Annotated in this window: 10 protein-coding genes; 7 read left to right on the top strand and 3 right to left on the bottom strand. The window is 73.1% G+C overall.

All coding sequences use genetic code 11. From position 1 onward, the window contains the following. The first annotated feature begins 14 nt into the window (after positions 1–14). From FHR82_RS12955 to FHR82_RS12940, 4 genes are read left to right on the top strand one after another with little or no spacing between them, the layout of a single operon-like run. Entirely contained in the window at positions 15–299 is a 285-nt protein-coding gene (locus FHR82_RS12955; RefSeq protein WP_184810636.1) for a hypothetical protein, read from the top strand. Between the two features lies 1 nt (position 300). Continuing rightward, positions 301–1,623, top strand: a complete 1,323-nt coding sequence (locus tag FHR82_RS12950) for a hypothetical protein (RefSeq protein WP_184810635.1) — start codon at positions 301–303, stop codon at positions 1,621–1,623. After that, a complete protein-coding gene (locus tag FHR82_RS12945) occupies positions 1,623–2,012 on the top strand; it encodes a hypothetical protein (RefSeq protein ID WP_184810634.1) in 390 nt (129 codons plus the stop codon). Before FHR82_RS12950 ends, FHR82_RS12945 begins: the two co-directional genes overlap by 1 nt. 17 nt (positions 2,013–2,029) lie before the next feature. Further along, the gene (locus FHR82_RS12940; protein ID WP_184810633.1) at positions 2,030–3,550 is read left to right on the top strand and encodes a hypothetical protein; all 1,521 of its coding nucleotides are present in this window, start codon (positions 2,030–2,032) and stop codon (positions 3,548–3,550) included. Between the two features lie 55 nt (positions 3,551–3,605). On the opposite strand, the gene eccB is transcribed toward FHR82_RS12940, so the two are convergent. Together eccB and eccD are read right to left on the bottom strand one after the other, a co-directional pair. Next, complete coding sequence (gene eccB / locus FHR82_RS12935) at positions 3,606–5,021, bottom strand: type VII secretion protein EccB (RefSeq protein WP_184810632.1); 1,416 nt, start codon at positions 5,019–5,021, stop codon at positions 3,606–3,608. Between the two features lies 1 nt (position 5,022). Continuing rightward, positions 5,023–6,408 (bottom strand): type VII secretion integral membrane protein EccD, encoded by a 1,386-nt coding sequence (gene eccD, locus FHR82_RS12930; RefSeq protein ID WP_184810631.1) that lies wholly within the window; start codon positions 6,406–6,408, stop codon positions 5,023–5,025. A gap of 136 nt (positions 6,409–6,544) precedes the next feature. Here eccD and FHR82_RS12925 point away from each other — a divergent pair, with 136 nt between their 5' ends. Genes FHR82_RS12925 through FHR82_RS12915 form a run of 3 tightly spaced genes read left to right on the top strand, consistent with a single transcriptional unit; the run spans position 6,545 to position 10,007 of the window. Beyond that, on the top strand, positions 6,545–7,159 hold the full coding sequence (locus tag FHR82_RS12925; protein WP_221463771.1) for a hypothetical protein: 615 nt from the start codon (positions 6,545–6,547) through the stop codon (positions 7,157–7,159). Beyond that, positions 7,156–7,752 (top strand): hypothetical protein, encoded by a 597-nt coding sequence (locus tag FHR82_RS12920; RefSeq protein WP_184810629.1) that lies wholly within the window; start codon positions 7,156–7,158, stop codon positions 7,750–7,752. The genes FHR82_RS12925 and FHR82_RS12920 overlap by 4 nt, the downstream gene beginning before the upstream one ends. Beyond that, entirely contained in the window at positions 7,752–10,007 is a 2,256-nt protein-coding gene (locus FHR82_RS12915; RefSeq protein WP_184810628.1) for a serine/threonine protein kinase, read from the top strand. The genes FHR82_RS12920 and FHR82_RS12915 overlap by 1 nt, the downstream gene beginning before the upstream one ends. Here FHR82_RS12915 and dusB read toward each other — a convergent pair whose 3' ends face one another. Beyond that, a complete protein-coding gene (gene dusB / locus FHR82_RS12910; protein WP_184810627.1) occupies positions 10,008–11,147 on the bottom strand; it encodes a tRNA dihydrouridine synthase DusB in 1,140 nt (379 codons plus the stop codon). Positions 11,148–11,150: the final 3 nt, after the last annotated feature.

Genomic DNA, 11,150 nt, shown 5'->3' with positions numbered 1-11,150 from the left:
CAGGAGGAACGAGGATGGACAGTATTCACGGGCGGCCCAGCTCGATGCTGGCCTACCGCCCAGAGGGGCCCGAACAGGTCCGGGCAGCGGGCCCGGTGTCGGGACTCATGGCGCGGGAAGCCGATTTCACGGACCGGGACCAGGCCGGTGAGCAGAACCTGGTCCGGTACATGACCGCCGCGCAGCACGGCGTGACCGCGCACCGGACCGGCGTCAACGGCACGGGTACCGAGTACGACGCGACGGACCAGGCCAACGCCGACCCGTTCGACCGCATGACCGCCGAGAGCGAGGTGTGACGTGCTGGACTACACCAAGATCGACCTGGACACCCAGCTCGCCCACATCGCCTCGGAGCTGCCGAGCGTGAACCTGCTGGCCCAGAAGGCCGCCATGTGGACGACGGCGGGCAGCGCGCTCAGTACCGCGTCGCAGAACTTCGCCACCCAGAACCGGACCCTGGCCCCGGACTGGACCGACCACCTCGGCGAACGCTGGCTCGGCACCGCGGAGGCCAGCCAGCGGACGCTGGACACGTGGGACGAGAACGTCAACGGCAGCAACCCGAGCACGGACCTCCAGGCGGTCGCGGCCCAGATCCCGCCGACCCACGAGACGGTGCTGAAGTTCAAGCAGATCGCCGACGCGCTCAAGGCGCTCGCGTCCAACCCGCTCGTCGGCGCGGCGGTCCAGCAGATCATCCTGCAGCTGCAGCAGGCGGCCGGCGCGCTGATGAACAAGCTGGCCAAGGACTACGCCACCGCGGGCGACAAGGTGGCGACCGCGGGCAGCGGCGGTCAGTGGGAGGGGCTCCAGGGCGGCAGCACCGCGAGCGTGACCTACTCGACCGAGGACGGCGAGGTCACCCGGTCGGCGTCGGTCGGTGAGGGGTCGGTCAGTGTCTCCTCGGGCGGGGTCGGCGATCTCCCGGGCCAGGACGGGTCCGCGGCCGGTGGGTCCGATCTGGATACCGGTGAAGAGTCCGATGTGGACACACTCGCACCGGAGCTGAGTGGTGGCGGCGGTCTCGCGCCGCCGTCCGCGCCGCCGGTGTCGCCACCGCCCTCGGTGGCTCCGCCCACCCCGGTCGCCGGCGCTCAGGCCGGGATGCCGTTCGCGCCGATGGCCGGCGGTTTCGGCCGGGGCGGCGGGGTTTCCGGCGGCGGGGTGCGGATGCCCAGCGTCGCCGCGCCACGTCCGACGCACATCCCGGTGGCCGCGGCCCCGGTCAACCCGTTGACCGCACCGTCGCCCGCGGCCGCGCCGACGGCCCCGCAGCCACTGGTGCCGCCACCGGCCACGGTGACCGGCACGGCAGGCATGGGTGGCGTGCCGCCGATGATGCCCATGATGGGCGGCGCAGGCATGGGCGTCGGCGGTTCGACGGCGGGTGTCGGTGCTGGTCTTGGCCGTCGGCCGGTCCGCGTGCACGACGACGAGGACACCCCGACACCCGGCCTGCCCGCGGTGCTGACCGGCAAGACCGCGGTCGCCGACCCGTTCACCCTCGCCACGCGGCGGGTCTCGGTGGCGCCGGACGCACCGGCGACCGTCGAGTTCATCGACGAGGACCAGTGGCAGGCGGAGCGGCAACGTGCCGGCGCCGAGCAGGAGGTGCGCTGATGGTCGACCTGTTCATGGTTCCCGCCGAGATGGGCGGCTACGAGGCCGCGCCGGACGGTGGCGTCGACCCGAAGGTGGTGGCGACGAGTCCACTGCAGAGCCAGATGGCCGAGGGCACGCTCTTCTCCGAGAAGGACTACGCCTCCTGCCTTTCTCTCAAGGACTTCACCACGAACTGCAACGTCGGGCTCATGGCGTACACGAACTCCGCGCACAAGCGGGCGAACCTGTACGAGGGCACCGACCAGAGCCTGGCCGACGACTTCAACTACCTGAGCGACGTCGAGTACGGGGTGCGGGAGTTCGACCTGGCCTACACCAGCGGCGGACCGTGGCCCGTGAACGCTCCCGGCCCGATGCGCATCGACGCCGTCGGCCTGGGTGAGTAGGGCGAGGAGACAGCCGCATGCTGAACGACTACCGGGTGACGCCTGACCTGGACACCCAGCTCAAGATCATCGAGGCGGAGAAGAACAACGTCGCGGTGCTGAAGGTCAAGGCCGACATGTGGGAGCAGGCAGGCACCGAGATACGCACGACCGCCGACGACTTCCAGTTGGCGACGAACCGGGCGGAGGCGGCCTACGGCGGCCCCGACGGCGACAAGTTCGTGGCGGACTCCCGGAAGAGCCACGGCACGATGATCCCGTGGGCCACCGCCATCAACGGCAGCGGGGCACCGGTCGCGATGCGGGACGTGGCCGGTGCGATCGAGCCCACGCTGACCCACGTGGCGGAGTGCAAACGCCTGAAGGACGAGGCCATTCAAGCGCTTGAGCGGCTGAGCCGGGGGCCGAGGGCGGCGAACAACCCGGCGTACGTCGAGCTCCCGTCGGCCGATGGCAACGGCACCTACAAGGCGTTCACCCCCGACCAGATCGAGCGCCACTACCGCACCGAGGCCGGTAAGTCGATGAACGTTCTCGCCGGCCTGTACGAGGTGGCGGCGGCCGCGGTCGAGAAGGCCGACGCGAAGACCCCGTGGGTGGGCCCGAACGGCCAGGGCGGCCCGCCGGGCGGTCCGACCGGCCCCGGGCCACGTAGCGCGCCCCCTGGCGGTGGCCCCTCCCCGGCCGTCCCGGGCGCGGAGGACGCCGGTGCTCCGCCTGGTGGTGAGACCGGTGGAGCGCCCCCCGGTGGTGAGACCGGGGGTGCCCCGCCTGGCGGTGCCGCGCCCGGCGGTGAGACCGGTGGCGCGCCTCCGGGTGGTGCCGCCGGTGGTGCCCCGCCCGGCGGGGAAGGTGGCGGCGGTGGCGTCACGATGCCGCCCCTCAGCGACATGCCCGAGCTGAGCGGTGGCGGCCTCACCACGCCGACGATCCCGCCGCCCGGCAGCACGTTGATGCCGAACCTGCCGCCGGTCGGTGGCGGTTCCGTGCCGAACCTGGGCACCGCGATCCCGCCGATCGGACTGGGTGGGTTCGGCGGCGGCGGTGGTGGGTTCGGCGGCGGCGGCGTCGGCGGTGGCGTCGGCGGCGTCGGCGGTGGCGGAGCAGGCGGTGTCGCCCGCCCGGCCGCCGCCGGGCCCGTCGTCAGCCCGAACAACGTGGCTCCGGCACGCACCGCTCCGGTCGTGCCGCCCATGGGCACCGGCGTGGCGGGCGGTGGCGGTGGCACTGGCGGTGCCCCGCCGATGATGCCGCCGCCGATGGGCGGGCACGGCATGGGTGCCGGCGGGCAGAACGGGGGCCCTCCCGGCCCTGGCGCTGCCCGGATCCCGACCACGAACCGCGGCAAGCGCCGCGACGAGGGCACCCCGGGTCTGCCCGCCATGCTGGCGGGCCGGTCCGACGCCCCGGCCTCCGCCGGCTTCCCGGCGGCGGCCGCCGAGGTCGAGGAGCCCGTCGTCCGGGACATCGTGGACGAGGACCTGTGGCAGGTGGCGGAAAGCACCACCGCGGAGGAACCCCGTCGTATGTACCGCTGAGCAACACAAAGGCCGGGCCCCGGGGCGCAAACCCCGGGGCCCGGCCTTTTGTGTGTCAGCGGCTCAGTGCGGCTTCGTGGCTCAGCCCCGGGCCGATGGGGATCCGGGCCACCAGACCCGCGGGCATGCGGACCGGTTCGACACCGCCGTAGCCCAGCACGTCGAGCACGTCGGTCGAGGCCAGCGGGTAGGCGACGCCGAGGTCGGTGACGACCAGCAGCGTGCCCCTCGGGGTGTCCTCCGTCGGCACGGCCTCGACGACCATCGCGTGCCCGGCAGGAACCAGCACCCGGTCCGCGAGCACCGCGCCCCGGTTCGTCCGCCTCGGCGTGGCCGACATCGGGTCGACCAAGGGCATCCGTGGTTCCAGTGTCAGCTCCGGCACGTTCTTGCCGGACTCGAACGTGAGGCACAGGGTCGCGGAGTCGTCCCCGGACGCGAACTCGGGCCGTGCGGTCGGCGGATCGCCCGCCTTCGCCGCGACCTTCGGCGACTGGGTCGCGCTGTTGGCCTCGATCGGGCCGAGCGGCAGCGCGTCCGGCACCGCACCAGGGTACGCGGCCGCCGTTCCCCGGTAGCCGCGCTGGATCTCGTACTGCAGCTCGGTGATCGGCCGCAGCCTGCCGACCTCGGCGAGGTAGTGCTGGACGCCGTTCGACGTCGACACCTCGAACAGCTGCCCGGCGCGGATCTCCGGTTTGGTCGGCAGCACGTTCGCCGGTTTGCCCATGTCCGCCACCGGGATCGGGGCGAGTGGCCTGCCGAGCGGGATCGCCTCGACGACCGCCGGGGCCACCCGGATCGCCGGCGTCGCACGCAGCGCCAGCCCGATCACCACCGCGTCGGGTTCGCTGATCAGGTGCCGGTAGCCGTGCACCACCAGGTACCGCTCCTTGGTCTCCACGACCTCGGCGAGCACCGCCTTGTCGGCGAGCGTCTGCCCGCCGTCCGTGCGCTGGCCCGCCATGAGCACGGAGATCGGCACGGCCGTGCCGGACGGGTCGGGCGTCGGCTGCGAGCACAGCGTCCACGGGTCGGTGAGCAGCTGACCGGTGCCGGGGAGCGCGTCCGGCGCGTCGGGGATGCCGATCCTCGGCCCCCTCGGCACGCCGGACAGCGAGTCGCGCGACACGCTGAGCGTCGCCGCGTGCTCGCCGATCGCCAGCAGCGCCGAGGCGTAGTTGGCGACCGGGTGCAGCCGTTCGTCGAGGTAGATGTACCTGGTCCCGGTCTCCTCCTCGACGATGATCGACTGGCCGTCCCGCCACGCGTCGTTGCCGCCCGGGTTGAGGAACCCGTACACGCCGACCGCGGCCAGCGCGACGATCGCGAGTGCGATGCCGCCGAACGCCGCGTTGCCCGGCCTGCTGAACGCCGGCTGCTCCGGATCGCTCTCCCTGCTCACCAGCGCGGAGACCACCCGCTGGACGAGGAACTGGTAGGCGTGGAGCTGGTCCCGCTTCGATGCCATGTCAGCCTCCCAGCCCGCGCACGTAGCCGTAGAGCCCGAGCACCGAGCACATGACCGGGATGATCGCCAGCACCAGCAGCACCTCCAGGATCTCGGCGTACCGGCCGAGGTACGGGCTCGCCGTGGCGCGTGTGCTGTGCACGACGCCTGCCAGCGCGATCGCCACCCCGGCGAGCAGCAGGCACGGCCCGGTGATCGCGAGCAGGTCCTCCCGGTCGGACATCAGCGGCCCGAGCACGAGACACAACGCCCCCGCGAGCCCGGCGGCCAGCAGCGGCACCCGCTGCCGCAGGATCGGGTACAGCCGGGCCCGCAGCAGGAACCCGGCCGTCAGGATGATCACCAGGATGAGCGCGGCCTCGCTGTCGCTGGTGATCAGCCACACCTGGCAGGCCGCCACGACGATCGAGAGCCCGCTGATCATGCCGGTGAGCAGGCCGTCGGCGCGCAGCACCGCCGCGTACACCGCGGCACGCGGCGGCTGCGGCCGGTCGCGCAGCAGGTCGGCGGCGTCGCGGGGCAGGACCGGCATCGGCACCCGCGACAGCCGGATCGACAGCGGCGTGAGCACCGGCGAGAACGCGAGCCCGAACCCGGCGATCAGCGCGGCCGCCTCGTAGCCCTCGAGGGAGTCGAGCGTGGTGAGCCAGCCACCGACCACCCCGAACACGCCGACGGTCGCCGCGCCGACGAACAGCGCCGCCCGGTCCACGACCGAGAACAGCGCGACCATCGCGGCGAGCAGCAGCGCGGCGCACGCGCTGAGCAGGTGGGCGGCGCCGAGGTCGGTCAGTGCGCGGTCGCCCGCGAACACCAGGCCGCCGCCCGCGAACGCGAACGGCAGCGCGACACCGCCCGCCACCGCGGCCGCCCCGGTGTCGCCCGCCGCCCTGGCGAGCAGCAACCCGCCGGACAGCAGCAACGCGGACAGCCCGAGCGACCACCAGCCCGGCCCGCTCCACGGCGCACCGGTCCGCAGCGCGGCCACGAGACACAGCAGTACGGCGAGCCCGCCGACCGTGAGGCCCGCGGCGCGGGTGTGGCGGGGTCCCCAGGTGGCGCCGGTGCGCGCGGAGCCGGTGGCGATCGCGTCGACCAGGTCGTCGTACTCGAGTTCCGGCCAGTCGGTGTGGGCGTGGGTGAGGTGCAGGATCTCGCCGTCGCGCACGCGCTGGGCGGCGAGCGGGCGGGCCGGTTCCAGGACCGTGCCGTCCGGCCTGCGCAGCACCCAGCCACCCGAGCGGGCGCCCGAGTCGGCGAGGTCCTCGCCCGCGTGCCGGAGCAGGCCCGGCAGCAGTTCGGCCAGTGGTGAGCGTTCCGGCAGGGCTAGGTCGATTCGTCTGGCGGGCGCCGCGACGGTCACCCGGACCAGGCCAGTGGTGTTCATGGTCGTCTTCCTGACGGGGGCTTCGTGCGGCGGCAGCAACATGCCGGGCCGGCCCGCCGGGATGGCGGGCAGACCTACCATGACCTGGCAGGCAGACAGCCGGAACCGCTTCGGCAGCTAGCGGACACATCTGGAGGTGGCGGGGGTGGACGGCGGCACGCAGGTGCTCCCGGTCGGCCACGACCTGGGGGTATTCCACGTCGGGGACGGCGTGACCGCGCCCGTGCAACAGGTCCGGATCGGCGCCGACATCGTCGACCTCGACCCGGTGCGGTTCGCGGCGTGGACCGCGGCGCACGGGGTGCCGTCGGAGGACGGCTCGGTGCCGTCGGTCACCGCGGACGGGTTGCGTGCCGAGCACGGCGAGGAGGTCGTGGCCGACCTGGTCCGCGACCGCCTGCTGACCGCGGTCGACCCGGCCGCGCCGTTCGCCGAGGGGCACCGGCTCCTGCCGCTCGCGCAGGGTCTCGGCAACAGCCCGGAGTACCCGTGGATGTTCTCGGTCGGCCTGCTCTACCAGCCGCTGGCGGTGATGACCGGCGCGATGTACGACCTGTGGCAGTGGGGCTGCCTGTCACCGGACCTGTGGTCCGCGTGTGCGGAGGCGGCCGAGGCGGCGAAGCAGGCCGGGTCCACTGAGGACGAACAGACCGACCCGGCGCGGATGCTGGCCGGGGCGATCGGTGTGCTGCCGCAGTTGCTGGCGGCGCGCGTGGCCTGCCTGGACGTGCGGATCGAGGGGCTGTCATGAGTGAACTCGTGTTCCCGGTCGGCCATTACGTCGGCGAGCGGCACCCGGAGGGCGTGCAGGTGGTGCGCGTCGGCGTGGAGCACCGGCCGCTCACCGCCGACGAGTTCGGCGTGTGGGTGCTCGCGCACGGCGCGCCCGAGGACGGTGCGGTGTGGACCACCGACGACCTGCTCCGCCTCGCCGAGGAGACCGAGCTCGCCGACGCCGGGCGGCACGTCGAGGAACTGACCGCGAAGGGCCTCCTCGCTCTGGTGCCCGCCGAGGGCGGCCCGGAGGCGGTGGCGTTCGTCGAGAAGTACCGGCTCGCGCCGCTGCTCGTCGGTCTCGGCAACACCGAGGACGACCCGGACGACTACGCCCTGGGGTTCCCCCTGCTGGACGAGCCGGTGGCCGTGGTGCCCGTGGGTAGCTACGAGTTGTGGCAGTGGGGGCATGTCGCGCCCAGCATGTGGCACACGTGCGAGGTCCGTGCGAAGGTGGCGGCCGACCTGAACGAACCGTCCGGCAGCGAGGAGGTGCTGGCGGGCCTGCTCGCCGATCTGCGGCCGCTGCTGGTGAACAGCTGTGCCTACCTCGACCTGGCGAGCCGCTGATGGCGACCGTCGGCAGCGCCCGCCTGCAGCGCATCGGCGACGGACCGGTCGCGACTGTCTACTCAGGACTACACGCCGGGCTTCCGGTGGCGCTGAAGGTCTTCCCGAAACGCCTCGACAAACGCACCCTGGCCGCGTTCAACAAGGAGCAGGCCAAGTTGTCCGCCACCAGGCGGATCAGCTCGATCCTGTTGGTGGACGGCGTCGACGACCTGGACACGGGCGAGTTCGCCGTCCGCATGGAACGGTGCACCCAGTCGCTCTCCGCGCTGGTCGACCGCGTCGGTTCGCTCCGCCCCGCCGACGCGGTGGTGCTGGGCCGTTCGGTGGCGCTGGCGCTGGCCACGGCCCACGCCGCCGGTGTGGTGCACGGCGGGATGTCGCCGCACAACATCCTGTTCCGCACGACGGGCGAGCCGGTGCTGGCGGACTTCGGTGTCACGTTGCGGCAGGCCTTCGCCCGCGATCCGTTGTACGCCATCGAGTTCCTGCCCCCGGAGACGCTGCGCACCGGGGTGCTGAACGAGAGCACGGACCTCTACGGGCTGGGCGCCGTCCTGCACTACGCGCTGAGCGGCCGCTCGCCCCACCCAGGCCGCCTGGGCGAACAACCGGGCGAACGCGTGCTCCGCATTCTCGGCGAGCCGGTCCCGGCACTCAACGCCGCCGAGGTGCCGGTCCCACTGGCCACACTGGTCGCGCGCCTGCTCTCCGCCGACCCAACCCGCCGCCTTGGCGACGCGAGTGCCGTGGCCGACCAGCTCAGCGCCATGCTGCCGGACACCCCACAACCCCCACCAACGGACGACTTCGACGACTTCAGCGCGCCGCAGCCGATGCCACCGTCCCGGCCTTTCCCGCTCGCCCACCATGCACCCCCATACGCCCCCGGCGTACTGGACGAGGGCAACGACTTCGACGACTTCGCGATGCCCGGCCATCGCGAGGCCCCTCGGCCTCCTGTTGCCCCGCCCGGGTTTTCGGGACCACCCGCGGCTTCGCCGGGCCCGGCCCCGGTTCCCGCAGCGCCCCCGCGGCCGGTTGTGCCACCCATGCCCCCGGTCACGACCTCGCCCGCGGCTCCTGCCCGGCGCCCGGCCAACTCGCGCCCGGTCGCCACCTCGCCGGCAGCTCCCGCCCCGCCTCCGGCCAACTCGCGCCCGGTCGCCACCGCGCCCTCGGCTCCCGCTTCACCCTTGGCTCCCGCTTCACCCTTGGCTGCCTCGCCCTCGGCGGGTGTCTCGCTTCCGGCTGGTGGCCCAGCCTCCTCTCCTACCCCGCATCCGGCTGCCTCTCTTCCGGCTGCCGCCTCGCCCTCGATCCCCGCCTCGTCCCTGGCTGCCTCGCCTTCGGCTGGTGCCCCGCCCTCGATTCCCGCACCACCGCCGGTTGTCCCGCGCCCTGAGGCGCCCCCGGCCGAGAACGCCGACGCCGGTGCGGCCCCTGCCCCCAGCGCCGGGGCGCCCGACGACGCGGCCCAGCGCCGCGCTCTCCGACGGGAACGCCTCCGTTCCGCATCGGTCACGCCGTCCTCTTCGGACGACGCCGGGGTCCCGGCCGAGGCCGCGCCCGAGCCAGCGCCCCAACCAGTGCCCGAGCCAGCGGCCGGGAGCGCGCCGGGCCTGCTGCCGCTGGCGTCGTTGGGCCCGGCGTCGTCCGAGGCCGATGCGATGCCCACCGAAGCTTTGCCCACCCCGGCGACCGTCGAGTTCCAGGCTCAGCGGCGGGGGGCCGCGGTCGCCCGGCCCGACATCGACTTCGACGACGACTTCCCCGCCCCGCTCCGCGGGCGGGCGCAGGCGAAGGTGCTCGCCGGGCCGCTTGCGCCGCCCGGGGCCGCGCCGAAGAAGCTCATCCGCTACGACCTGCTCGCCGGGGGTGCGATTCTCCTCGCGTTGCTCGCGCTCGTGCCCTTGTTGCTCTTCCGCGGGGAGTCCGACGAGCCGTCCAGCGTGCCGCACGTGCCGCCCGCGGCCGGGTCGGGGAAGGGCGACGTCGAGATCGTGCTGGCCGAGCCCGTCGACCTGACCGACGCGGTGCGGCTCAGCTGGACCGCCGACGAGGAGCTCGACTTCGTGGTCGTCGTGGCACCGGAAGGGAAAAAGACGCAGTTCGAGTTCCCCGAGCGGAACCTCACGATGACGCTGCCGGTGGACCTCGACCTCAAGTACTGCTTCCAGGTGCAGGCGACCGATGGGGACGACACCTACGAGAGCAACGTGGTGTCCCTGCGGGACGCCACCTGCAAGGAGTAGTCAGCCGCCCGAGTGCATCATGTCCGCGCCCGCGGGCACGGTCGGGTCGTCGGGGTCGTCCAGCCAGCCGTACGGCAGCGTCACCTTGCCCGGCGAACCCTGTCGGCCTCTCGGGCCCTCGCCGGTGGTCGGGAACGGGGCATCGGGGTCCAGTTCGCCCAGGTAGTCGTCCAGTTCCGACAGGGCGGTGACCATGGCGAACTTGCGGCGCAGCTCCGTGCCGACCGGGAAGCCCATGAAATACCACGCCATGTGTTTGCGCAGGTCACGCATGCCCTTGTCCTCGCCGTCGTGCTCGACGAGGAGTTCAGCGTGGCGGCGCAGCACCTTGGCGACCTCGCCAAGCGGCGGACCGGCCGGCACCGGCTGACCGGCGAACGCCGCCTGCAGCTCGCCGAACAGCCACGGGCGGCCAAGGCAGCCGCGGCCGACGACCACGCCGTCGCAGCCCGTCTTCTCGACCATGGCCAGCGCGTCCGCCGCCGTGAAGATGTCGCCGTTGCCCAGCACGGGGATCGACGTGACCGCTTCCTTCAACCGGGCGATGTGGGTCCAGTCGGCCTGGCCCGAGTAGCGCTGCGCAGCCGTCCTGGCGTGCAGTGCCACCGCGACCGCGCCCTCCGCCTCCGCGATGCGGCCCGCGTCGAGGTACGTGTGGTGCTCCGCGTCGATGCCGATGCGGAACTTCGCGGTCACCGGGATGTCGCCGGCCGCGTCGACCGTCGCGCGGATGATGTTCGCGAACAGCTTCCGCTTGTACGGGAGCGCGGCGCCGCCGCCCTTGCGGGTCACCTTGACGACCGGGCAGCCCCAGTTCGTGTCGATGTGGTCGGCGAGGCCCTCGCCGACGATGATCTTCACGGCCTCGCGCATGGTGGCCGGGTCGACGCCGTAGAGCTGCACCGACCTGGGCGACTCGCTCGGGTCGAACGTCATCATGTGCCACGTCTTCGGGTCCCGGATGACGAGTGCCCGCGCCGTGATCATCTCGCACACGTACAGCCCGGCGCCGTACTCGCGGCAGAGCCTCCTGAACGCCACGTTCGTGATCCCCGCCATCGGGGCGAGCACCACCGGCGGGTCGACCTGGTACGGGCCGATCCGCAGCGCTGCCTGCACTGTCGACGGGACTGCTGCCATGAC

The organism is Actinophytocola algeriensis (assembly GCF_014203735.1).
Classification (GTDB): Bacteria; Actinomycetota; Actinomycetes; order Mycobacteriales; family Pseudonocardiaceae; genus Actinophytocola; species Actinophytocola algeriensis.
Note: the sequence above shows the minus strand (reverse complement) of the source record. Positions and strands in the feature narration are given on the sequence as shown.